The organism is Bradyrhizobium oligotrophicum (assembly GCF_051168495.1).
GTDB lineage: Bacteria > Pseudomonadota > Alphaproteobacteria > Rhizobiales > Xanthobacteraceae > Bradyrhizobium > Bradyrhizobium oligotrophicum_A.
The window spans coordinates 1-23,892 of sequence record NZ_JBNPVB010000024.1; the positions used below are offsets into that span (position 1 = coordinate 1).

General features: G+C 65.9%; 14 protein-coding genes. 7 read left to right on the forward strand and 7 right to left on the reverse strand.

Annotated features, from left to right (window positions below; genetic code table 11):
* Positions 1-336: 336 nt before the first annotated feature.
* Positions 337-2,061 carry a hypothetical protein gene (locus tag ACQR1B_RS31435; RefSeq protein WP_434836812.1) on the reverse strand — a complete coding sequence of 575 codons (1,725 nt, stop codon included), beginning with the start codon at positions 2,059-2,061 and terminating at the stop codon, positions 337-339.
* A 461-nt stretch (positions 2,062-2,522) separates the two neighbouring features.
* Here ACQR1B_RS31435 and ACQR1B_RS31440 point away from each other — a divergent pair, with 461 nt between their 5' ends.
* The gene (locus ACQR1B_RS31440) at positions 2,523-3,383 is read left to right on the forward strand and encodes a caspase family protein (protein WP_434836811.1); all 861 of its coding nucleotides are present in this window, start codon (positions 2,523-2,525) and stop codon (positions 3,381-3,383) included.
* Positions 3,384-3,478: 95 nt separating this feature from the next.
* On the opposite strand, the gene ACQR1B_RS31445 is transcribed toward ACQR1B_RS31440, so the two are convergent.
* Complete coding sequence (locus ACQR1B_RS31445) at positions 3,479-4,369, reverse strand: efflux RND transporter periplasmic adaptor subunit (protein ID WP_434836810.1); 891 nt, start codon at positions 4,367-4,369, stop codon at positions 3,479-3,481.
* Between the two features lie 207 nt (positions 4,370-4,576).
* On the opposite strand from ACQR1B_RS31445, the gene ACQR1B_RS31450 reads away from it, so the two are divergent.
* Positions 4,577-5,683, forward strand: a complete 1,107-nt coding sequence (locus ACQR1B_RS31450) for a L,D-transpeptidase (RefSeq protein ID WP_434836809.1) — start codon at positions 4,577-4,579, stop codon at positions 5,681-5,683.
* A 285-nt stretch (positions 5,684-5,968) separates the two neighbouring features.
* Positions 5,969-6,871: a restriction endonuclease gene (locus tag ACQR1B_RS31455; RefSeq protein ID WP_434836808.1), complete on the forward strand. Its 903-nt coding sequence runs from the start codon at positions 5,969-5,971 to the stop codon at positions 6,869-6,871.
* Between the two features lie 3 nt (positions 6,872-6,874).
* Here ACQR1B_RS31455 and ACQR1B_RS31460 read toward each other — a convergent pair whose 3' ends face one another.
* From ACQR1B_RS31460 to ACQR1B_RS31475, 4 genes are all read right to left on the reverse strand, one after another.
* Positions 6,875-8,212: a restriction endonuclease subunit S gene (locus ACQR1B_RS31460; RefSeq protein WP_434836807.1), complete on the reverse strand. Its 1,338-nt coding sequence runs from the start codon at positions 8,210-8,212 to the stop codon at positions 6,875-6,877.
* Positions 8,209-9,699, reverse strand: a complete 1,491-nt coding sequence (locus ACQR1B_RS31465; protein ID WP_434836806.1) for an N-6 DNA methylase — start codon at positions 9,697-9,699, stop codon at positions 8,209-8,211. The genes ACQR1B_RS31460 and ACQR1B_RS31465 overlap by 4 nt, the downstream gene beginning before the upstream one ends.
* Positions 9,700-10,207: 508 nt before the next feature.
* Complete coding sequence (gene hsdR / locus ACQR1B_RS31470; protein WP_434836805.1) at positions 10,208-13,588, reverse strand: type I restriction-modification system endonuclease; 3,381 nt, start codon at positions 13,586-13,588, stop codon at positions 10,208-10,210.
* A 618-nt stretch (positions 13,589-14,206) separates the two neighbouring features.
* A complete protein-coding gene (locus ACQR1B_RS31475) occupies positions 14,207-15,013 on the reverse strand; it encodes an N-acyl homoserine lactonase family protein (protein WP_434836804.1) in 807 nt (268 codons plus the stop codon).
* A gap of 321 nt (positions 15,014-15,334) precedes the next feature.
* On the opposite strand from ACQR1B_RS31475, the gene ACQR1B_RS31480 reads away from it, so the two are divergent.
* The 4 genes from ACQR1B_RS31480 (at position 15,335) to ACQR1B_RS31495 (ending at position 21,910) form a co-directional block, all read left to right on the forward strand.
* Positions 15,335-16,843, forward strand: coding sequence for a caspase family protein (locus ACQR1B_RS31480; RefSeq protein WP_434836816.1), 1,509 nt, complete (start codon positions 15,335-15,337; stop codon positions 16,841-16,843).
* Between the two features lie 143 nt (positions 16,844-16,986).
* The gene (locus tag ACQR1B_RS31485; RefSeq protein WP_434836803.1) at positions 16,987-17,661 is read left to right on the forward strand and encodes an OmpA family protein; all 675 of its coding nucleotides are present in this window, start codon (positions 16,987-16,989) and stop codon (positions 17,659-17,661) included.
* Positions 17,662-17,834: 173 nt separating this feature from the next.
* Entirely contained in the window at positions 17,835-18,761 is a 927-nt protein-coding gene (locus tag ACQR1B_RS31490) for an efflux RND transporter periplasmic adaptor subunit (protein WP_434836802.1), read from the forward strand.
* Complete coding sequence (locus ACQR1B_RS31495; RefSeq protein WP_434836801.1) at positions 18,761-21,910, forward strand: efflux RND transporter permease subunit; 3,150 nt, start codon at positions 18,761-18,763, stop codon at positions 21,908-21,910. Before ACQR1B_RS31490 ends, ACQR1B_RS31495 begins: the two co-directional genes overlap by 1 nt.
* Before the next feature lie 13 nt (positions 21,911-21,923).
* Here the strand turns inward: ACQR1B_RS31495 and ACQR1B_RS31500 are convergent, their stop codons facing one another.
* Positions 21,924-23,558, reverse strand: a complete 1,635-nt coding sequence (locus ACQR1B_RS31500) for a glycosyltransferase family 39 protein (protein WP_434836800.1) — start codon at positions 23,556-23,558, stop codon at positions 21,924-21,926.
* Between the last annotated feature and the right edge of the window lie 334 nt (positions 23,559-23,892).

The following is a 23,892-nucleotide window of genomic DNA, read 5'->3' on the forward strand; positions in this document are numbered from 1 at the left end:
TTCCAGGCGACGGTCGCCAAACCGTCCCAGCCCAAGCTCCATGCCGGCATCCTCCGTCAAAGGCCGACAGGGAATCAAAGGTTCTTCCCGTATTCAACATCGATGTGTGAATACGGTAGCCCGCAAGGGGAGAGGGTGGCGTGATCGCGCGCAGCGCGGTCACGCCGGGTGAGGGGTCTCTCTCCACGCAGACAGTCGAGCTTGGAGAGACAACCCCTCACCCGAGTGAATATGACGCTGGCGTCCGTGTAGCCCTCTCCCGCAAGGGGCGAGGGCGCAGTCATGGGCGCCGTGTCGGCAGCGCGGAGGCGCTGTCCACCCGGGCTTTCTCTTCCGTCACCGCACCACGGCGCGCCTTGCCAGCGCCAGGCCCATCAGCACGAAGGCGGAGGTGACCTCGGGGCCGCCGACGAGGATGCGGGTCGGGGTCTTCATCTTGTTCCACTCATAGGCGCGGTACGGATGCCGCCGGCCGCCTTCGCCGAAGCTCGCCACGATGCAATGCACGGCCGGTGCGAAGCTCGCGGGCTCGCCGCCGAGATGGCCGAGCGCGATCAGCGCGAGCGCCGCGTCGAACGGGTTCATCTCGCGGCCGATCAGTTCGTCCTCGACATAGGCGAGCACGCGCAGCCGGATCAGCTCGAACGCGCCGGCGGGATCGAGCGCCTGCCGCGCGGCCTGTGGCAGCGCCATGAAGGCGTGATAGCAGCGGCCGAAATAGGCGCAGTACAGCTCCGGCAGATAGTAGATGTGTGACCGCGGGTCGGCGAAGGCGCCGCTCAGCACCAGCCGCTGCTGGAAGCCGATGATGCGCCTGACGACGTCGAGCCGGCCCTTGGTTTCCAGGATCTGCCAGCGCTTGAGGTTGCGGAACGACACTTCGAGCACGTCGAGGTTCAGGGTTGGATCGAGGTCGTTGCCGTAGGGCCGCTCGCCGGCCAAGCTGTCGATCCAGGTGGCGATGCCGCCTTCATAGTCGACATTGTCGTTGATCGGCACGGTCACGCGCGGCTCGTTGCCGCCGGCCCGCACCTGGTAGCCGGCGTAGAAATCGACCAGCGGCTGGTCGAGGATCGGATCGTCCGATCCCGCCTGCGTCGCGGCCGAGAACGAGCACGCGGTGGTGTCGCAATCGGGCACGTAGACGCCGAAGCCAAGGTCCTGCTTGATCTGGGTGAAGAAGCGCGAGAACCGCGGATGCGGCGGCGGCGCCAGCGCGGTGACGACATGGTAGCTCTTGCCGTCGGCGCCACGCACCTCCTCGCGGCTGGTGTTCAGGCAGAACCCGACCATCGCCGCAATCGCGCCGCGCGCGGCCGCCGTCTGCTCGGGCGCGGCGAGGCCGGTCTCGACGAAGCTCAGCAGCGCCTCGGTGAAGAACGCATCGTAATAGGCCGAGCGGTGGCGGATCTGCACCGGCTCCCACATCGGCTCGGCGATGCCGCGCCACGGCGGGTTGATCACCGCCGCCGCCGCTGAGCGCGCGATGAAGACGCGGGCGAGGTTGAACATCAGCGTCGAGTTCTTGTAGCCGCGGGCGTCGAGCCCCTGCAGCGCCATCTTGACCTCGCGGCCCTTGATGTCGGGGTCGCCGATCAGGTTGAACGCTGCGTAGGTCGGGATGAAGCCGTTGCGGCTGAACGAGCCGAGCAGGTCGGCGCCGCAGGCGCGGATCACGCGGTCGATCTCGGCAGCCCCGGGCATCGCGACCGCGGCGCTGCGGCGCGGCGGCGCCGGATGATGCAGCGCGACGCCGTCGACCAGCGCGGCGACCGGCCCGCCCACCGCCTCCCAGTCCGGCGTCGGATTGTCGCGGGCGAGAACCAGCGCCTGGCGCAGCGCATTGAGGCGCGCCGGATCGTTCAGTTCGGGCAGGCCGGCGCGGCGCAGCAGCGCGCGCAGCGCCGGGTTACCGAGTGCGGTCCGGTAGAATTTGGACAGATGAGGGTCGCCGCCGCCGGGCTGGCGCAGGATGGGATCGCAGACCTCGTACAGCGAGGGGCCATCCTTCCGAGCCGTCAGCGCGCGACAGGCGGCTGCGGCGAAATATTGCAAACTCAACGTCGGGACTCGCGGGTTGGCGGGGCAGGACGAACGGCATGTGCGGCTCGAGACGTCCGGCCAACGGCTCGCCACGCGCATGCATCGGTCAAACTGACGTGAGACAAACTGACGTGAGACAAACTGACATGGGGCGCGGCCAAAGACAACGTGACCGGGCTCACTGCGGCGGCGGTGGATCTGGCGGCAATGTGGCTCCCGGGCGGTCCCGCCGGGGCCGTTTGGAGATCCGCGCCATGGTTAAATTCGCCTTAATTTCCAAGCGCTTGAAAAGTCAACGGTGTTCCCATGTTGCTCCGCCTGCGGGTTCGGGTTAAGGCTTTCTTCGTTGCGGTGCCGCAAATTGCGCGCAATTCGACGACACATCGTCTCGCAACCCCTCAAACCTCAGAGGCGCCAGCGCGACCAAAGGGTGCGCCCCTTTGGCCACGGTTGTGCAGGCTCGGACCAGGATTGACGTGATGACCGCAAGTCAGCCTTCCTTCTCCCGCCGGTCGGCCGTGACCGCCGCCGCGCTGCTCTGCACGGTGTCGCTCGCGCTCGGCGCACATGCTGCCCTGAACAAGCGCCCGCCGGAGGCCGGCAATGCCGCCGCGACGGAGCAGGCCGCCAGCGTGGCCGGCAACGGCACGCGCCTCGCGCTGGTCGTCGGCAATGCCCATTATCCCGACGCCAATGCGCCGCTGGCCCAGCCGATCAACGACGCCCGCGCGCTGACCGGCGCGCTGCGCCGCGGCGGCTTCGACGTCGATGTCGTCGAGGATGCGACCCGGGACGACATGGAGCGCGCGATCGAGCGGCTGAAATCCCGGATCAGGCCGGACTCCGTGGTGATGCTGTTCTTCGGCGGCTACGCCATCCAGGCCGGCCGCGAGAGCTACATGATCCCGGTCGATGCCAGGATCTGGAAGGAGGCCGACGTGCGCCGCGAGGGTACCAGCATCGAGCGCATGCTCGACACGGTGCGCGAGCGGGGCGCGCGCGCCAAGCTCGTCGTGGTCGATGCCTCGCGCCGCAATCCCTATGAACGCCGCTTCCGCGCCTATTCGCATGGCCTGGCGCCGATCAACGCCCCCGCCAACGCGCTGATCCTGTCATCGGCCACCCCCGGCAAGGTGCTGGACGATCCGCAGGACCGGACCAACAGCGTGCTGGTGTCGGAGCTGCTGCATCAGCTCGGCCGGACGCCGAGCGCAGAGGCCGTGTTCACCAAGACCAGGAACGCGATCGCGCGCAGCTCCGATGGCGAGCAGGTGCCGATGGTGTCGTCGTCCCTGGTCGAAGACATCCGCCTCAACGCCGACGCCAACGCGGGCAGCTGAGCTTCGGTCTCCTCTCGGCTATTATTTATCTGCGCAGCGGCCTCCCACTTTCCCCTGGAGGGGGAGGGTGGGCCGGTGCCAGCCTTGCGTTGCCCTCAGTTGCTCGCCACCACCGGGCGCACCGGATCGCCCTCGCGCAGCAGGGCGCCGGCGCGGGCGACGACGACGTCGCCCTCGGTGAGGCCTTCCTTGATCTCGACCTGGCCGCCGGCCATCAGGCCGATCTCGACCCGCTTGGTCTCGATGCGCTGGGCACGGACCACCTGCACCACGGTGCCGTCGGGATCGTAGAGGATCGCGGTCAGCGGCACCGTGACGCCGCAGCTCTGGCCGATCTTGATCACCGCGCGGCCGAAGGAATTCACCAAGAGCCGCGCCGTGCCGGTGATGCCGATGAAGGCCTGGCCGAGCTGGCTGTTCGGCTCGACGGTCGGCGCCACGCGGCGGATCTTGCCGTCGAGCTCGCCGGCGCCGACGATGCGGAGCCGCGCCGTCTGGTTGACCGCGAGCTTGCCGATCTGCGCCGATGGCACCAGCCCGACGAGATCGAATTCGTTGCGGGCGACGATCGAGAACAGCGCCTCGCCGCGGCCTGAGGCGAAGGCGCCGATGGTGGCGGTGGACGACAGGATGGTGCCGGCGACCGGCGCCTGGATCGTGATCGCGCCGCCCTCCGGCGGCGTCAGCCGCGCCAGGGCCTGACCGGCCGTGACGGTGTCACCGGCATCGACCATCACCTCCGCCACCTTCAGTCCCGGACGATCGGGCCTGACCGCGGTCTCGTCCCGCGCCAGCACGATGCCGGACACCTCGACGGTGTTGTCGAAGCAGGCCTTGGTCGCCTTGAGCACGCTGACCGCCGCGCCCTTCGGCGCATCGCCACCGTCGGCCGCCGCGGCTTGGACCGTGGCCTGGACCACGGCCAGCAGGCCGGCGGCGGCCAGCATCGGCATCCGGCGCATCTTGGCAATTGCGGCATGTCCCATGCGAAACCGGTCCTCGACCCCATTCATCGAACGGCTGTGTGCCGGAGATAGCAGACGCACCGCCGCCGGGCCAGCCGACCCGCGTCCCCGGTAGTCGCGCCAGGGCGCCGCGACGTTCAGCCGGCAGCCCTGACCGCGCCGAACTTCTCGGTCACGGCGACGTTGTCGCTGCCGAACGCCGGCCGTCTTTCATCTGGGATCACGATCATGCTTCGGCTCTGGATACCGCTTGTCACTTGCGTCGCCCTCATCACGCCCGCAGTCTCCGCCGAGCTCACGGCGGATGCCGTCAACGGGGCCGAACTGCGCAAGCGGCCGCCGGCCGAGGACAAGACCGATCCCGTTGCGATCCGCGCCCAGGTGCTGCTCGACCGCGCCCACGTCTCGCCGGGCGAGATCGACGGCCGGTTCGGCGACAACGCCCAGAAGGCGCTCGCCGCCTTTGCCGCCGCCAAGGGCCTGAAGAGCGGCGCCAAGCTGACGCCTGAGCTGTGGGCCGCGCTGACCCAGCAGGACCAGGAGCCGGCGATCGTCAGCTACAAGATCACGAAGCAGGACGTGAAGGGGCCGTTCCTCAATCCGGTGCCGAAGAAGCTGGAGGCGATGAAGGACCTGCCGGCCATCGGCTATGCGACGCCGCGCGAGGCGCTGGCGGAGAAATTCCACATGAGCGAGGACCTGCTCGCCGCGCTCAACCCCGGCAAGGCGTTCGACAAGGCCGACGAGGAGATCTTCGTCGCCAACGTCGCGCCCGCTGGCGATGGCGGCAAGGACAAATCCAAGGCGGAGTCGAAGCCGGAGTCCAAATCCAAACCGGAGGTCAAGGCAGAGGCCAAGTCAGAGTCAAAGGCCAAATCAGAGACGAAGGACAAGCAGGACCCGTCCAAGCCGAAGCTCGCGGAGATCACGAGGCTTGCCGTCAACAAGGACGAGGGCACGGTGCAGGCCTTCGACAAGGACAATCATCTGGTGGCATTCTTCCCGGCGACGGTCGGCAGCGAGGAGAAGCCGACGCCCGAGGGCACCTTCAAGGTCACCTCGCGCGATGCCGATCCGACCTATCGCTACAACCCCGACTATGAATTCCACGGCGTCAAGTCCTCGAAGCCGTTCACGATCAAGCCGGGTCCGAACGGTCCGGTCGGCTCCTACTGGATTGGCCTGTCGATCGGCAACGGCTACGGCATCCACGGCACCGCCGAGCCGTCCAAGGTCGGCAAGTCCGAATCGCATGGCTGCGTGCGCATGACCAACTGGGACGCCCGCTTCATCGGCGAGCACCTCGCCAGGAAGGCGGTCGTGGAGATGCATTGAGTCTGGCGTTGCTACTGCGATTTCACCGGCCTTCAATGGACCCACGTCGCATCGGCAACCTCCGCTGTCGTCCCGGCCTTGAGCCGGGACCCATAACCACAGGGAGCGGTTTGAGGCGCATTCGTCGTCGAATGCTCGCCAAACGGTTGACGATCGCTATCGGCATTGCGCAGGCGACACGGCTTCAATAAGTTGCATTCAATAGTGGCATGATCCACGTTTGAAGAACGACCCAGCCGGCATTAGACCTGTCAGTCGCTGGTGCGTTCATCAACGGGAAGCGAAATGCCTGAGATCACGATTCCTCGGACCGGCTCGCACCTGCGCAAGCTGTTCGAGATCCTTCAAGCTCATCCGGAAGGCCTGCAGGCCGGGACGGCCCTCAAACAGCTCGCAGCGTCCGTCAATCTAACCCCGTACGAGGCGGGATTGTACGAGACGGTCGGCACGCCCCGGTTTGAAAAGATCGTCCGCTTCGCCACGATCGATTGCGTCAAGGCCGGCTGGCTCGTCAAGAACAGGGGCATCTGGTCGGTCACGGAAGCCGGAAAGAAGGCATTCAAGGACTTCCCTGATCCGGAGGCCTTCTATCGCAAGGCCTTGCAATTGTATCGCGAGTGGAAGGCCAGCGCCCCGACGGCTCCCCAGGCAAAGAGTCTGGAAGAGCTGACGCCGGCAGAATCCGCAAATGTCGATGCCAGCATCACCTACGAGAAGGCTGATGAACAGGCGTGGAGCGAGATCGAGGCCCACCTGCGCGCGATGCCGCCCTATGACTTGCAGGATCTGGTGGCCGGCCTCCTGAAGGCGCTGGGATATCATATCGCGTGGGTCTCTCCTCCGGGCAAGGACGGCGGCATCGACATCATCGCGCACACCGATCCGCTGGGAACACAGACGCCGCGAATCAAGGTTCAGGTGAAGGGCGGCTCGCAACGGATCGACCTGCAGACCTTGAATTCGTTTCTTGCCGTGGTCGACAGCGGCGACGTCGGCCTCTACGTCTCGGTGGGAGGTTTCACGCGGGACGCAGAGGATTCCGCGCGCAAGCAGACGAGCCGAAAGGTCACGCTGATCGACGATGAGCGCCTGGTGAACCTCTGGATCGAGGCCTATGACAAGCTCGACCAGAAGTCGCGGCAGCGCCTGCCGCTGTCACCGATCTACTTTCTGACGCCCGAAGACTGAGCGCTAGCCCTTGTTGGACGCCGCCTTGACAGCACCGGCCCGCTCTCGCTTCGCTCTTGCTCTTGGCTCCGCCGCCGCACGCTGCGCGCGGATGCGCTCCAGCAGGACGCTGGCCGGCTCGTCGTTCGGGTCCTGCGGCACCAGCGCGCCCTTGAACGCCTTGGTCAGGATCGCCGCCTCCAGCCGGTCGAGCAGCGCGCGAGCGCGCGCCGCTTCGGCTTCGAGGCGATCGGCGCGGGCGAAGGCTGACACAATAGTAACGATTGTCGATCGCCGCGTATCCTCGTCCGGGAGAGGAATACGAAGCTTCCCAAGCGAAGATTGAGTTATATTGTGCATCGAGATGCCACTGGCGGCATCTTCTATCTGCTGCCGTCCCAGCGGAGAACGTAGGAACCAATAGACCCAAAGCTTTAGGTCATCTTTGATGACCAGCCTGAGTACTTTGTCACTCAGGTAGAGATTCCTCGGGTCGTCTTCAACGAGAGCCACCTTGCCGACAAGCCGCAGCGATCCGCTTGCTCGCGCTATGAGCAAGTCGCCCTTTCTAATCAAATCCCGAGACGGTGGAGCGTAGGCGGTCGGCAGCGTTTTCGCTTCTGACGCTCGGAACACTTCCGAGCTAACTGCGCTCACTTTGATGACGCCGCTCTCGCACGGCAAGGGCGCCCGTTCATCACACTTTAGATTTTTTCCGGCTTGGACGTCCTCTAACACATCACTGAGTAGCACCGAAGCGGCTTCGTGCTCGCAAAATGCATCGGCAAGGGTTGCTGCTCGCAATCGGTGCGCAAGTACGGGAATCCGGTCCAGCTCCGCCCGCGCGCGGGCCAAGCGCGCGAACAGCGCATCCAGCTTGGCGACGATGCGGCGCTGCTCGGCCGCAGGAGGCAATTCCACAGCTATCCTTTGAAGCGCCACCTGGGGCAAGTGCTTGATTGTTGTTCCTGTCAAGAATTCTGAAAATTCGTGCTTAGATGCAAAATGTTGAATGTACTTAGCAACATACTCTGGCTGAATATCATCAAGAACTCGCACTCGATGAAGTGCCTTTTGAAAGATCAGGCTACGTTTGCCTTCAAGCCACACCGCGCATCGGCCGGGTTCTCCGCCCTCGCAGACAAAAATGTCGCCGTTTCTAACTTCTAGGTCAGATAACTCAGTTGATGATGCCCTCATTTCCAAGAGGTCAGAGAGATCAAACGCTCCCCAGCGAACGTTAATGTTTCGCAGATACTGAACCGACTCTCCCTTGTTCTTGGCTGCATCCAGCATTTTTCCAAGTTTCGTATCGGCAAACGCTGAGATCGTCGATCGAGCCCACCCAATCGGCAAAGTCACTCCGCCGCCTCCTCAACCTCGGGGGGGACAGTCGTCTCGGCGCTCAGTTGCTCCGACAGCGCTCTGATTTCTTCCAGTGCGGCCGATAAATGAACTTCGATTGCTGCCGCAATATCCTCCGGTGCTTCGAGCCCGTCCTCGGCAGAACTACTTTCGTCCTTCAACCAAGTGATGTCGAGATTATCGCCACGCCCTGCGATTTCGGCGCGCGTGAAACGGCGGAAACGCCCCTGCCCACCCTGGTCCAACCGCGCGGCATGGCCGTTAGGATCATCGCCGAACGCGACGACGAAATCGTCGAAATCCGATAGCTTCAGCGGATTCGTCTTGCCATAAGCCGGCGCCCCCGACCGCATGTCATAGATCCACACCGCCTCCGTCGCGTCCTTCGCCGGCGCCTCCTCCTTGCTCCGCGTGAAGAACAGCACGTTGGTCTTGACGCCCTGGGCATAGAAGATGCCGGTCGGCAGCCGCAGGATGGTGTGCAGGTCGCACCAGTTCATCAGGCGCTGGCGGAGTTGCCTGCCCTTGCCATCGTCGAACAGCACGTTGTCGGGCACCACGATCGCGGCGCGGCCGCCGGGCTTGAGGGCGCGGATGCAGTGCTCGACGAACGGGAGCTGATAGGACGAGACGCGGTCGGTGATGGTGAGGTCGTCGCGGGTCGGCGGGCCGCCGGCCGGGCCGAACGGCGGATTGGTCAGGATCAGGTCGGCGTTCTTGAACTGCGGCTCTGCGCCACGTGGCGACAGCGTATCGCCGAGATCGAGATGCTCCGGATCGATCTTATGGAGATGCAGATTCATCAGCAGCAGGCGGTAAGTATCCTGCACATTCTCGATGCCGCGCAGCGCCTGGCGGAGCTGGAACGCTGCCTTGCGCGGGTTATCTGCCAGATCATGATAGTCGTCGTTGTCTGCACGCATCATGTGATCAGCGGCGATCAGGAAGCCGCCGGTGCCGGCGGCCGGGTCCTGGATCACTTCACCGATCTTGGGCTGCATCAGCCGGACCATTACCTCGATCAGCACGCGCGGGGTGAAATACTGGCCGGCGCCGCGCTTGGTCTCTTCGGCCATCTTCTGGAGCAGGCCTTCATAGGTGTCGCCGAAGGCGTCGCGCTCCTTGCTGAACCAGTGCAGGCCGTCGATCGCGTCGATCAGCCGGCGCAGATTGACCGGCTCGCGCACGACCGTCGCGGCGTTCTGGAAGATCGCAACAACCGAGAGGTCGGCAACCTTTTTTGGGTTTCCGAGGTCGATCAGAGCCTCGCGGTAACGCTGCAGCACCTCGGTCTCCGGCGCCGATTTCAGCGCGCCCCAGCGATATTTTTCCGGAATCCGGCTCTCGTCCTTCTGCTCCGAGGCCATCTTCAGGAACAGCAGGTACGTCAGCTCGGTGACGTATTGCTGGTAGGTGACGCCGTCCTTGCGCAGCATCGCGCACAGACGCCAGAGCTTGTTGACGAGATCGGTCGCTGGATTCATGTCGATCGCCTACGGCGTGGTGGGTTGGGTGGATGGGCGCAAGCCGGAGGCTCGCGTCACCTCTCCCCGGCGGGGAGAGGTCGCGCAGAGCGGACGATGCGCCGGCTTCGTCGGTCGGCGCGGGTGAGCGGGCGCTGCTCTCGATATGATCGACCGGAATCCCTCACCCGTCCGGCATCTCGTGATGCAAGCCGGCCTCTCCCGAAGCAGGGCTATCGCACATGGAAATGCGGAGCTTTCTCGGCAAACGATGCTGCCGATGATTTTCTCCGTCATGCCCGGGCTTGTCCCGGGCATCCACGTCGTTCTCGGCATGTCGGACGACGTGGATGGCCGGGACAGGCCCGGCCATGACGACGTTGAGAGAGACGAGCACAAAACGCCGATCGTCATATGCGATAGCCCTGTCTCTCGAAGGGAGAGGTGGGCCTCCCGCCTGGCCACGGCTCGAACCAATTCCATCTTCCGCTATCGCTCCGCTGTCGGACGTCCGCGAACATGTCGGGCGCTAGGCGACGTGGTGGTCCCAGATCGCGCCGTTGAGGTCCTTCAGGATGTCACCTAGCCCGTGATCGAAGGCCTGATCAATGACCTCGAAGCCACCATGCTGTGCAAACAGCGGATCGCCGAGAAGGGCGGGGTCGCCGACCGGCTGCGCCTTCAGCGCACGGCCGATGCGGATCAGCCATTGTCTCTGCGCCGCCGTCCAGGGACGGCTGGCGAGGATGCGCTGAACGCCGTTCTCGACGCGGGCGGCGTAGGGCACCAGGGGATCGCCGAGCGCGGCCTGGCGCACGAAGCCGATGATGTGGGCGGCGATGTCGGCGTTGCGCGCGCGGCCGTAGGCCTGGCGCAGATTGGCCTCGGAGAAGCCGTTGGCGTCGAGCAGCACGGCGAGTTCCTTGAGCTCCCTGCGGGTCAGCTCGCGCGGCTTCTGCGTAGCGGCGATCAGCGCCGGCGCCACGTTCATGTTGGCCTTCACGAAGGTCTCGAAACTCTCGATATAGTCGGCCGGGCTTGCGCGGTCGCCGAAATCATCCTCGACGCTGACCAACTCGTCCGGATGCTCCGAAATGTAAGTGCCGTCGCGCGGGCGGTTTGGGCTGGCATTGTCGAGAATGCCGGCGAGCAGCGGGTGCTGCTTGAACAGCGCCAGCGTCTCGGCCGGCGGCGCATCGCGCAGCCGGTTGGGCAGCGCCGTCAGCGGTCCGAGCACCGTCTCCAAGGTCTCGCGCGTGTTGCCTTCGACATATTTCAGCCGCTGGCGCAGCTTGACCACGATCTGGTCGCGCACGAAGGCGCGATCGTCGTCGGTCGCGGCGCGTTCGAGATCACTGAGGAGGGTCGCGAACGACAGCGCGGGGTTGACCACCACCGGCCGCATGTCGCTGACCTCCTGCAGATTGGCATAGATGTCGACCGCATCGAAAATTCGAAAGTACTCCTTGCCGATCTCGTCGCAGCGCCGCGTGGCGCGGCCGATCATCTGGTCATAGAGGATGCGGCTGTTGACGCGGCGGACGAAGACGAGGTTGGTGATGGCGGGCACGTCGATGCCGGTGGTCAGCAGATCGACGGTGACGACGTATTTCGGCCGAGGATCGTTCTTGAAGGCCTTGATGCGATCGAGCGGCCTGTCGATGGAGCCGGTGATCTTCTCGACCATGTCGTGCGGCTGCGGGCCGTATTCCTCGGTCAGCGCATCCTGGAGCGCCTTGACCAGCGTGTTGGCGTGATCGTCGCGGCTGGCGAAGATCAAGGTCTTGCCGCGGTCGCTGGGCGGACATTCGCGCGCGATCGCGTCGGCCACGGCGCGGTTGAAGGCCGTGGTCAGCACCTTCTTGTTGAACTCGGCGACCTCGAAATCGACCTGGTCTTCCAGGTTGAAAAGATCGATCTGGCCGGTGCGGGGATCGATGATGTTGACGTCCTCGCCGGCCTCGAAGCTGATGCCGGTCTGGCTCAGCGCCGTGGTGATGCGGCGCGGCGGCCGGTGATCGATCAGGTAGCCGTCGATCACCGCCTGCCGGTAGCCGTAGTGGAACACGGCGGGGCCGAAGATCTCGCGGGTGTGCAGGGCCGGCGTGGCGGTGAGCGCGATCCTGGTGGCGTCGAAATAGTCGAGCACGCGGCGATAGGCCGAGAGATAATCGTCGAGATTGCGGAAGCCGAGATCGTCTTCGCGCAGCTCGGCATCGAGCGTGTAGCCGCGATGCGCCTCGTCGACGATGATGAGGTCATAGGTGCCGGGCGTCGGCCTGTTGACGTCGGGGTCGTCGAAGACGCGACGGATCATGGCCTGCACGGTCGCGACCTGGACTCGATCGGTGGCCTCGGGAAACTTCTTGCCGAGATCAGCGACCGGAAACACCTGGTCGAACTTCAGGAAGCCCGCGGTGTCGGTCGTGCTCATGGCGTCCAGCGTCTGGCGTCCGAGCGCGTTGCGATCGACCAGGAACAGGATGCGGCGAAAGCGCTTTCGCCGCAGCAACTCGTACATCAGGGCGATGGCGAGCCGGGTCTTGCCGGTGCCCGTCGCCATCGCCAGCAGGATGTTCGTCTGGCCCGCGGCGATCGCGCTCTCCACCGCAGTGATGGCGTCGGCCTGATAGGGACGCAGGCCGGTGACGCCGAGCTCGCGCTCGGCGAGCGCGTCGAAATCCTCGGTCTGCTCCAGCCGTTCGGTGAGGTCCTGCGGCGAGAACCATTCCGGCAGCGCGCGCGGATTGCCGCCGGTCGGGCGCGCATCCCAGAACCAGATGCCTGATTTGGTCTCGAACTGCTTCACATAGGGCCGGCCGTTGGTGACGAACAGGAACGGCACCCGGAAGCGGTCGAGCCCGTGCAGCCACGGACTACCCGGAAGGGTCTCGTCCGGCAGCAGGCGGATGTCGCGGGCATAACGCTTGGCCTGGCCGAGCCGGCCGGGAACGTCGGCGATGCCCCGCTTGGCCTCGATGACGCCGACGCAGCGGCCGTCGATGAACAGGGCGTAGTCGACCGGGCCGCTGTCGGTCGGCCATTCGGCGATCGCGATCGCCTGACCCGGTTGCGGGCGTGTCCCTGCGGCATGGCGCAGCGTCGGGGTGTCGACGGTCCAGCCGGCGGCGCGGAGATGCTCGTCGATCAGGAGACGCGTCGTCGCCTCGTCGAGCTCGACCTGTTGCGCCTGCCGGTTGGCGAGCTGCGCCAGCAGATCGAGCTGCTGTGGGGGCGCGGCTTCCGCCGCGGCCTGGGCCGCCTTCAAGGCGGCTTCGGTCTTGCGCAGGCCGGCCTCGGTCTCGGCGGCGTAGGTCTCCCAGAATTCCTTGTCCTGCCGGATGGCTTCGGCCTCGGACAGCGCCTTCAGCCGCGCCTCCTCCGCATCACGCAGCTCGAGCCGAGTCTTGGCAGCTTCGTCGGAGCTGGCGCCGACCTGCTTGCGCAATTCGTTGAGCTCGGCCGTGAGCGCGGCGGTGGCGTCGACCGGCGGCCGCGGCGGCACGAACGGTCCCGCCTTGAAGTTCGGGTTGCCGCCATAGCTCTGGTGAAACCAGACCGCGGCGCTGCGGGCGATCTTCAGGGCAAACAGCGCGTTGGCTGGCGTGCCGACGTCCTCGTGGACGGCCTCGTTGCCGAGCCGCTTCAGGTTGAACAAGAGATCGGCGATCTCGCGCGGCAGGATCGCGCGCAGCCGCAAGGTGCGCAGCACCTCGTCGAAGGTGACATTGCTGGAGGGGAGGAGCCCGTGGCGGGCGGCAACCTCCTTGGACAAGAATTCGGCGAGTTGACGCAGCTTGATCAGCGTCGACGGCGCGTCATCGAAGAAATAGCGTTCGGCGAGCGCACCCAGCCGGGCCAGCCGCTCGTCCTGGCTGCTCAGAAAATCGAAATTGCTGGATGCCCCCATCGCGGCCAAATCGTCTCATCGAAAATACCGTTCAATCCTTGGTCGCAAAAGACGAATTTGTCCAGTCGTTTCAAGCTGATTTGCCCTGTCCAGATCTTCTGTAAAAAAGAAATCGCTTGCGGCGTCGGGCAAATCGGGTGGAGATTTGCGCCCGTCCCGCCTCACTGAAGAGGGGCGCTTCGCGAACGTCACGACGCGTTGGGGTGGGATGCGATGGCCGCGATGGGGCGCAGCGTGCTCTGCATGCCGACGTACGTCGTGTCGCGGACGGTGAAGTCGCAGGGTCCTGGCCTCCCGACGCTGAGGTCCGCGCAACGTGCGTGATGCGCGCGTTGTCGCCACGGTGGCAAACAAGCCGGTCACCGAGGAGACTGCGTATAAATCGTAAAGCCGTCGCGCAGGGAGGGCCGGGTCGTCCGGCTGACCTGTGGTTCTGCCGCGTGCTTGTTTGCTGCACGCGGACCGCAGGCCTCAGCCGAGGCCTGGTCCTCCCTGCGCCCTCTGATTGGAGAGGGCGTCCCGATGAGCACAGCTCGGACGCGAAACGCGCCGCGAGAGCGCGGTCGCACAGCCGCGCGGGCTGTTTGACATTCACATCAGACGACAGGTCTTCGCCGCCTACCTCGCAAACGAGCGCGACGGCGCGACATGCAGCGCGTAGACATCGAGTTCTGGGCTGACGCGCGGATAGAGTTCGGTGACCAGCGGATCGTGCCCCGGAATGAAGCGGTCCGGATGGCCGGCGAGGCGCTCGATGGTCTCCCAGCCCTGCGCCATGTCGCCGATGTCGAGCACGATCGGAAACGGACTCCGGCGCTGCAGATTGGCGTAGTAATGCGCCGCATCGGAGGCGAGCACGACCGGGCCGCGCGCGGTGGCGACGCGCACCACCTGGAGCCCGTCGGAATGGCCGCCGACCCGGTGCACGGTGACGCCGGGCGCGACCTCGCCGTCGCCATTGTGGAACGTGACGCGCTCGCCATAGACGTGACGCACCATGGTGGTGACGTGCTCGACCGAGAACGGGTAGCGCAGCATGCCGTTGCACATGCAGCGGCCCGTCGCATAGGCCATCTCGCGCTCCTGCAGATGGAAGCGCGCGTTCGGGAAGCGGTCGAGATTGCCGGCATGATCGTAGTGCAGATGCGTGACGATGACGTCGCGGATCGTTCCCGCCTCGACACCGAACGCGGCCAGCGCATCGATCGGATCTCGCGTCAGCCGGCGGTGGCGGATCTCGGCCTCCTCGGCATCAAAGCCGGTGTCGACCAGGATGTCGCGGCCCTGGTCGCGGATCAGCCACACGAAATAGTCGAGATCCTGTGCGGTCGTGTCGTGCGGGTCGGGCTGCAGGAAGTTCATGTGCGGCGTGCGCGGCGACATCGTCGCGTAGCGCAAGGCGTAGATTTCGGTGGCGTTCCCCATGATGCTGGTCTCGTTGCTGCCGTTGGGCCGGCATCGAGCCACCGCCGCGCCGCGCGGTCAATCGCGATGACGCGAACCGGATCGCCATGCCGCCCGACACAGTGTGAGGCGGCTCACCGTCGTCCGCAGCGCGGCGTTGCATGGTTTGCTGCGCAGCGATCGAAGGACGGCGGCGAAATCCGCGCGACGTGGCGATTCTCCAACTGCGGCAAGCGGTTGACGGGTCGTCACGGCGATTTGATAATGCCTGACGCGTGGGATAAGGTCGCCGCGGCGCAAGCTGGACGGCGCCTGTTTGCTGGACGCTGGACCGCCATCGTGATGACTTTCCGCCTGCTGTTGCTGTTCGGTTTGATGCTCTGCGTCGCGTCGTCGGCCGTGGTCCCTCGGCCCGCTCATGCGGCCGGCGACCGGTTCGCGCTCGTCATCGGCAATGCGAAGTATCCGGATGCCGACGCGCCGCTGAAGGAACCCATCAACGACGCCCGCGACCTCAGCGACGAATTGAAGCGCGACGGCTTTGCCGTCGAGACGCTGGAGAACGCCACCGGAGAGGCGATGCGCCGCGGGCTGGACCGGCTCTATGGCAAGATCAAGCCGGGCTCGGTGGCTCTGGTGTTCTTCTCCGGCTTCGGCATCCAGTCGGGCCGCACCAGCTACATGATTCCGGTCGATGCGCAGATCTGGCAGGAGACCGACGTCAAGCGCGACGGCATCAGCCTCGAGCAGGTGCTCAGCGAGATCAACAGCCGCGGCGCCGGGGTGAAGATCGCGCTGCTCGACGCGTCCCGGCGCAATCCCTATGAGCGCCGCTTCCGCACCGCCTCCACCGGCCTCGCGCCGGTCATCGCGCCGAGCGGTACCTTGGTGATGTATTCGGCGGCGCTGTCCTCGGTCATCTCGGATACCGGCCGCGACCGCAGCCTGTTCGTGCAGGAGCTGCTGAAGGAGATCCGTGTTCCCGACCTGACCGCCGAGGAGACGCTGAACCGCACCCGCGTCGGCGTCACCCGCGCCTCGCGCAGCGAGCAGGTGCCGTGGATCTCGTCTTCGCTCGCGGAAGATTTCTCCTTCGTGCCGGGCTCAGGCGGCGCACGTCCGAACCCGCCGGTGGACAGCAGCGTGGTGCCGCCGGCGGCCCCGTCTCCGGCACCGACACCCCAACAGCAGGCCGTCGTGCCGCCGGTCCCGTCGCCGCCACCGCCGCCCGCGCCGATCGAGAAGGCCGACACGCCGCCCGCCGCGCCGGCTCTCCCGGTGCCGCCGGCCCCGGCACCACCGGTCGCCAATGCGGCGCCGACCGCACCCGCCGTCCCTTCGCCGGACCCGTTTGCCGATGATCCCGTCATCAAGGGGTTGAACGAGAAGCTCGCCAAGAATCCGGACGACACCAGCGCGCTGTACCGGCGCGGCCAGGTCTATGCCAGCAAGGGCGCCTATGCGCAGGCGATCCGCGATTTCGACGACACCCTCCGGATCAATCCGAAGGACGTCGAGGCGCTCAACAACCGCTGCTGGGCCCGCACCGTGGTCGGCGAGCTGCAGGCCGCGCTGCGCGACTGCAACGAGGCGCTGCGGCTGCGGCCGAATTTCGTCGACGCGCTCGACAGCCGCGGCCTCGTCAACCTCAAGAGCGGCGCGGCCAAGAACGCGATCGCGGATTTCGATGCGGCGCTGAAGATCAATCCGCGGCTGACGTCATCCTTGTACGGCCGCGGCCTCGCCAAGCAGCGCAACGGCGCCGCTCAGGACGGCGCGGTCGACATCGCCAACGCCAAGGCGATGGATCCGAACATCGCCCGCGAGTTCGAGGGCTACGGCGTGCGCTGATTTCTGGCGCGCGAGGGCCGGCGGCCTCGAACCATGCGGCGGGCCGGGCCGACATATCAGCGAACCACCGGAGCCGCGAGCGGGCCTTCGCGGCGGGACCGGTCCGACGAGTTCGCGTGAGTTGTGCGCGAGGAGGGATGGCAATGACCGCAAAGATCAATTCGACCAACGCCGCCGGCCTGGCGGGTACGCTGCTGGCCGCGAGCCTCGTCGCGTTCGCGTCGCTCGGCGTGGCGCAGGCTTTCGCTGCCGAGGATGTGACGGAAGACCAGATCGTCCGGGCGCTGGCCGGACCGAAGAAGCCGCTGACCCGCGGGCTGTCGATGTCGCCGCCGTCCGATGCGGCGCCCGCGGTCGCGCCGGAGCAGGACAAGTTCCTGCAGAGCATCCGCGGTCGCTCGACCCGCTCGCTGTCGACTGCGGAGCGTGAGGAGATCGCGGCGGTCGCCAAGACCAGGCCGAACATCGATCTCGAGATCACCTTCGACTACAATTCCGCCACCATCAGCCAGAAATCGCTGCCCTCGGTGCAGGCGCTCGGCCGGGCGCTGACGAGCCCCGACCTGAAGGGATCGACCTTCGTCGTCGCCGGCCACACCGACGCCGCCGGCGGCGACGGCTATAATCAGGATCTCTCGGAGCGCCGCGCCGATTCGATCAAGCGCTATCTGGTCGAGAAGTTCGGCATCGCCGGCGCGGACCTCGTCACGGTCGGCTACGGCAAGAGCAAATTGAAGGATCCGGCGCAGCCGCTGGCCGAGGTGAACCGCCGCGTCCAGGTCGTCAACATGCAGAGCAAGACGGCGGCCGCCAAGTAGCGTTGCGTCTGCACGAGCGCCGTCGGGGGTCGCGTGGCGAAACATCGAGGTGACCGGATGCGTCTCGCAGGCTTGCGGGGCGCATCGTCTCATCGGAACGTGCCGTCTGATGTCCTCAGGAGCGCCCGCTCCATCGTGAAACCGCCTCTCGCGCCGACCGGATCCGTTCCCCGATGACGCTGCCAAAATCCCTCAAAACCGTCGCCAGCGTGGTCGTCTTCGTGGCCCTGTTCGCGGGCTATTATTGGTACGAGCACCGCCCGCACAATGCCGCCGAGGAGCCGCGCATGCAGGCCCAGGTGCTGGTCACCAAGGCCGGCAAGGCCTGCTTCTCCGATCTCGTCCGCGTCACCGGTTTCGTCGTCCCCCGCCGCGAGGCCGTGGTCGGCGCCGATCAGGAGGGATCGCGGGTCACCGACGTGCTGGTGAAGGAAGGCGATACGGTGACCGAGAACCAGGAGCTCGCACGGCTCACGCCGCCTCCGCCGCAGCCGGGCACGCCGGCCGCCGCGGCTGGCCGGCCGGTGTCGCTGCGCGCGCCCGCCGCCGGGCTGGTGACCGAGGTGCGCACCATCGCCGGCGCGCCGGCCTCGCCGCAGGCCGGCCCGATGTTCCGCATCGCCGTCAACAACGACCTCGAGCTCGACGCCGAGGTGCCGAGCATCCATCTGCTGAAGCTCACCGCCGGCGCGCCGGCGCGGATCAGCCGCGACAACACGCCCGACCTCAACGGCCGGGTGCGCGTGGTCTCGCCCCAGGTCGACCGCACCACCCAGCTCGGCCATGTCCGCATTGCGCTGACCAGCAATCCCGCGCTCAAGCCCGGCATGTTTGCGCGCGCCAACATCGATGCAAGACGCAGCTGCGGCGTCGCCGTTCCCAATACGGCGATCGATCATCTCACGGTCCAGGTCGTAAAGGGCGATGTAGTCGAGACCCGCAGGGTCCGGGTCGGGCTGGTGTCCGATACATCGACCGAAATCCTCGAAGGTCTGGCCGAGGGTGAAATCGTGGTCGCCGACGCCGGCAGCTCGCTGCATGACGGCGACCAGATCAAGACCATGTTCGCCGAAGACATCGATCGCACGCGGGTACGCTGATGGCACTGAATATTTCGGCATGGTCGATCCGCAATCCGCTGCCGTCGATCCTCTTTTCCATCATCCTGCTGATCCTCGGCTGGATGAGCTTCACCAAGCTCGCGGTGACGCGGCTGCCGAATGCCGACATTCCGGTGATCTCGGTCGCGGTGGCGCAATTCGGGGCGGCGCCGTCGGAGCTGGAATCGCAGGTCACCAAGATCATCGAGGACGGCGTCTCAGGCGTGGAGGGGGCGCGCCACATCCAGTCGCTGATCACTGACGGCCTGTCGGTCACGACGATCACCTTCGCGCTCGAGACCAACACCGATCGCGCCATCAACGACGTCAAGGACGCCGTGACGCGGGTGCGCTCCGACCTGCCGCAGAACGTCACCGAGCCGTTGATCTCGCGCGTCGACAAGATCGGCCTGCCGATCGTGACCTATGCGGCGATCTCGCCCGGCAAGACGCCGGAGCAGCTGTCCTTCTTCGTCGACGACGTCGTCAAGCGCGAGCTGCAGGGCGTGCGCGGTGTCAGCCAGGTCGAGCGCATCGGCGGTGTCGAGCGCGAGATCCTGGTCTCGCTCGATCCCGATCGATTACAGGCGATGGGCCTCACCGCGGTCAATGTCAGCCAGAGCCTGCGCGGCACCAATGTCGACGTTGCCGGCGGCCGCGCCGAGATCGGCAAGAACGACCAGGCGATCCGCACGCTCGCTGGCGCGAAGACGCTGAACGAGCTGTCCAACACCATGATCCCGCTGTTCGGCGGCGGCGAGGTTCGGCTCGCCGATCTCGGCACCGTCACCGACACCATCGCCGATCGCCGCACCTTCGCGCGCTTCAACGGCGAGCCCGTGGTGGCGCTGGGCATCAAGCGCTCCAAGGGCGCCAGCGACGTCGTGGTCGCCGCCGCCGTGCAGAAGCGCATCGACCAGGTCAAGGCCGCTCATCCCGACGTCGATCTGCGGCTGATCGACACCTCGGTCGATTTCACCAAGGGCAACTACGAAGCCGCGATTTCGACGCTGTTCGAGGGCGCGATCCTCGCCGTCATCATCGTGCTGCTGTTCCTGCGGGACTTCAGGGCCACGGTGATCGCGGCGATCTCGCTGCCGCTTTCGATCTTCCCGGCCTTCTGGGCGATGGACCTGCTCGGCTTCTCGCTGAATATGGTCTCTTTCCTGGCGATCACGCTGTCGACCGGCATTCTCGTCGACGACGCCATCGTCGAGATCGAGAACATCGTCCGCCACATGCGAATGGGCAAGTCGCCCTATCGCGCGGCGCTCGACGCCGCCGACGAGATTGGGCTCGCCGTCATCGCGATCAGCCTCACCATCATCGCGATCTTCGCGCCGGCCAGCTTCATGTCTGGCATCGCCGGCCAGTTCTTCAAGCAGTTCGGCATCACCGTTTCGGTCCAGGTGTTCTTCTCGCTGCTGGCGGCACGTTTCGTCACGCCGATGCTGGCCGCCTATTTCCTCAAGCCTCACGATCATGACGATCCGCCGCCGGGATTCATCCTGCGGGCGTATCAGCGCATCGTGACGTGGTCGGTGAAGCACTATTTCATCACGGTTCTGCTGGGCATCGGGATCTTCGTTGCATCGATCTGGAGCACGACCCTGCTGTCGCAAGGATTCCTGCCGGCTCAGGACGCCGCGCGATCCCTGCTCGCGATCGAGCTGCCGCCCGGCGCGCAGCTCGCCTACACCGAGAAGGTCACCGAAGACATCGTGGCGCGGCTGCGCAAGCGGCCCGAGGTGCGCAGCGTCTTCGTCGACGGCGGCAGGCTGCAGGGCGCGATGGAGGTTCGCCGCGCCGGCATGATCGTCAACTACACGCCGAAGGCCGACCGCAGCATCGCCCAGAAGGACCTCGAGCTCGCGATCACCAAGGATCTCGAAGGCATCCCCGATATCCGGTTCTGGTTCATGGACGAGAACGGTCTGCGTCCGATCAAGCTGGTTCTGACCGGCTCGGATCCCAAGCTGGTCGACAACGTGGCGAGCGAGCTGGCGTCCCAGATGAAGCGGATCCCGATCATCACCAACGTGGTCTCGGATACCTCGCTCGACCGGCCTGAATTGCGGGTGCAACCGCGCGCCGATCTGGCTGCGCGTCTGGGCGTGTCGACGGAAAGCCTGTCGCAGACGATCCGTGTCGCCACGATCGGCGATGTCGGGCCTGCGCTGGCGAAGTACGATGTCGGTGGCCGGCTGGTCCCGATACGGGTCCAGCTGGAAGACGCGGCGCGCAGCGACGTGAAGGTCCTCGAACAGTTGCGGGTGCCGCTCGGCCAGTATGGTGAAAAGGGCGGCGTGCCGCTGGCGGTGGTCGCCGACATCAAGCTTGACCAGGGGCCGACCAGCATCAGCCGTTACGACCGCGGGCGCCAGGCCACGATCGCGGCCGATCTCGTCGGATTCGCTGCGCTGGGCGACGCCACCAGGCAGATCGACGAGTTGCCGGTCAGGAAGAACATGCCGAGCAGTGTCAAGCTAATCCCGTCCGATGATGCCGAAAGCCTCAACGAACTGGCCTCGGGCTTCATCAGCGCGATCACGGCGGGTCTGATGATCGTCTACGCGGTGCTGGTGCTGCTGTTCGGCACCTTCCTGCAGCCGATCACGATTCTGTTCTCGCTGCCGCTCTCGATCGGCGGTGCGATCGGTGCGCTGATGCTGACCGGCAAGCAGCTGACGATCCCGGTCTATATCGGCATGATGATGCTGATGGGCATCGTCACCAAGAACGCGATCATGCTGGTGGAGTTCGCGGTCGAGGCGATCCATGCCGGTATCAAGCGCGACGAGGCGATCATCGATGCCGGCATGAAGCGGGCGCGTCCGATCGTGATGACCACGATCGCGATGGTCGCAGGCATGATGCCGAGCGCGCTCGCGGTCGGCGCCGGCGGCGAGTTCCGCTCGCCGATGGCGCTGGCGGTGATCGGCGGCCTGGTGTTCTCGACCGTGCTGTCGCTGCTGTTCGTGCCGGCGATGTTCCTGGTGATGGACGATCTCGGCGCGCTGTTCGCGCGGCTCGGCCGCAAGCTGATCGTGTCGTCGGGCGATGCAGCGGACGTGCCGCAATCGGATCACGCGCCGGGCGCGGGGCATGCGCAGACGCCGCCGTCAGTGATCTCGCCGGCTGCGGAATGATCTGGACGTGAGCTCAGTTCGCCGTCGGCGGCAGTCGCCGTCGAGCGCTCAGATCCTCGGCCATCCCCGGCGAGGTCTCCTCTGGCGCGGTGGCCCCCGGCGGCACGATCAGCGCGACGAAGCCCTGGCTGGCACCCTGCCAGCCGAACAGGTTGGTCCGCAGCGTGAAGTCGGCACGAACCGAGCGGCCGGTTCGGGCCGCTGCGGCCTGCATGCCCGTGATGCAGGAGATGTCGGTGTCGTAGCACAGCGCCGCCCAGCCTCGCGCGGTCAGCGCCTCGCTCGGGAGCTGCAGCTCACGCGGATGCACGAGGCTCATCTGATAGTGCGGATGATCGGGGCTGTAGAATGCGGCGGCAAAGGCCAGCCCGTCATCGCCGCCCACCGCCGGAAGAGGCGTGTTCGACTCAGTCTGCCACAGGCGATCGAGCTCGGCCACCGCCGGCGCATAGAAGTTGCGGCCCTCGTTGAGTGGAACGTAGTTCCGATACAGCGCATGCAACGGCGCAACGATGATAGCGGCGAATGCCGCGATGGCGATCGCGGTCGCGGCGAGGTTGATCGTCAACTCGCGCGGGGGCTGGTAGCTCGCGCCGCACACGATGACGACGACGAACAGGAATACGGCCTGCAGGCCCCACAGCGGCGGCATGTCGGTGCCGACGGTTGCGGAGACCAGGGCGGGGAAGATCACGGTGCCGAGGCTGATCATCGCCAGCAGCCGGAGGCCGGAGTCGAGACTGAGCGCGTCGTTCAGCACGCGGCCCGGACGGGGACGCGTCATGGCGAGCCATATCAGGCCAGGGATGCCGACGATGCCCGCCATTGCGAGCAAAAACCCGCCGCCCTCGACCAGGGCGGCCGCAGCGGTCTTGCCGACGTGATGGTGGATCGCATGCGCGAACGGCTGGGCGCCGGTCGATGCGAGCCAGACCAGATGAGGTGCGAGCGCAGCGAGGCCGGCGAGCGCGGCGATCCAGGGAGCGCGGGAGGTGAAATAGGCATGCCGCTCGCGGTGACACAGTGCGGCGATCGCGAAGCTTGCGATCAGGAAGATCGAGTAATATTTGCCGAGCATGGCGAGCGCGGCGGTCAGGCCGGCCGCGATGGCCCAGCCCATGGTGCGCGTCTGGAACGAGCGCAGGAAGCACCAGGTCGCCAGTGGCCAGCTCGACAGCAGCACCGCATTGGCGTTGAAGCGTTGTGCGTGCAGCTGATAGATCGGCAGCAGCATCAGCAGGAGCAGCACGACGATGCGTTTGTCGCCGCGGGCGAAACGCCGGGTGATCAGGTCGACGGCCCACAATCCGACCGCCGCGTTGGTCAGGGCGAGCAGATTGAACGACCAGTTCGTCAGCGGGAAGACGGTGGTCCAGGCCCGCGCGGCCCAGCCCATCAACGGCGGGTGCTTGGTGGAGCCCCAGTCGAAGCTGCGGCCGAGCGACCAGGTCTCGATCACGTCCTGGTGGAGATCGCCCGCCAGATAGGCGACCGAGAAATACGCCATCCAGACCGCAATGAAACCTGCGATCAGCACCGGCACGGCCCAGCCGTCTTCGGCGGCGTCGATCCAGATCGCAACAACTCTGCGCCAGCGAGCGGCCGAACCGTGGGTCGGAAACGCGATCGCAGGCAACGCAAGACTCATGATGTCACTTCCAACGACGTTGTTCTGGCAAGGCACGTCCCATCACGCACGCGTCAGCGCGCAGGCAACGGGGGACATGGACATTTGCCGAGGCGACGGATTTGCCCGGGGTGGCTCTTTTAGAACTGTTAAAAACAGTTCATGTCGCAAATTGTGAGGTGCGATGGCCCAATTGCGATCATGTTTGGCCGATGTCGATACAAATGGATGCACGGCCGGCGGTTGCCGCCATGCGCCGGACCCGCAATCGACAAATTCGCGGCGATCAAGTTCAATCGGCGATACCAGGGCCAGCGACCGCGGCCTGCGATTTCAGGCTGCCGCTTTCGGCGTG

Excerpts from the sequence above, each read along its gene's own strand:
- hsdR (WP_434836805.1), bottom strand. The coding sequence starts at position 13,588 with ATGGGGGCATCCAGCAATTTCGATTTTCTGAGCAGCCAGGACGAGCGG.
- ACQR1B_RS31500 (WP_434836800.1), bottom strand. The coding sequence starts at position 23,558 with ATGAGTCTTGCGTTGCCTGCGATCGCGTTTCCGACCCACGGTTCGGCC.
- ACQR1B_RS31480 (WP_434836816.1), top strand. The coding sequence starts at position 15,335 with ATGACTTTCCGCCTGCTGTTGCTGTTCGGTTTGATGCTCTGCGTCGCG.
- ACQR1B_RS31465 (WP_434836806.1), bottom strand. The coding sequence starts at position 9,699 with ATGAATCCAGCGACCGATCTCGTCAACAAGCTCTGGCGTCTGTGCGCG.
- ACQR1B_RS31440 (WP_434836811.1), top strand. The coding sequence starts at position 2,523 with ATGACCGCAAGTCAGCCTTCCTTCTCCCGCCGGTCGGCCGTGACCGCC.
- ACQR1B_RS31495 (WP_434836801.1), top strand. The coding sequence starts at position 18,761 with ATGGCACTGAATATTTCGGCATGGTCGATCCGCAATCCGCTGCCGTCG.
- ACQR1B_RS31485 (WP_434836803.1), top strand. The coding sequence starts at position 16,987 with ATGACCGCAAAGATCAATTCGACCAACGCCGCCGGCCTGGCGGGTACG.
- ACQR1B_RS31475 (WP_434836804.1), bottom strand. The coding sequence starts at position 15,013 with ATGGGGAACGCCACCGAAATCTACGCCTTGCGCTACGCGACGATGTCG.
- ACQR1B_RS31450 (WP_434836809.1), top strand. The coding sequence starts at position 4,577 with ATGCTTCGGCTCTGGATACCGCTTGTCACTTGCGTCGCCCTCATCACG.
- ACQR1B_RS31455 (WP_434836808.1), top strand. The coding sequence starts at position 5,969 with ATGCCTGAGATCACGATTCCTCGGACCGGCTCGCACCTGCGCAAGCTG.
- ACQR1B_RS31445 (WP_434836810.1), bottom strand. The coding sequence starts at position 4,369 with ATGGGACATGCCGCAATTGCCAAGATGCGCCGGATGCCGATGCTGGCC.
- ACQR1B_RS31490 (WP_434836802.1), top strand. The coding sequence starts at position 17,835 with ATGACGCTGCCAAAATCCCTCAAAACCGTCGCCAGCGTGGTCGTCTTC.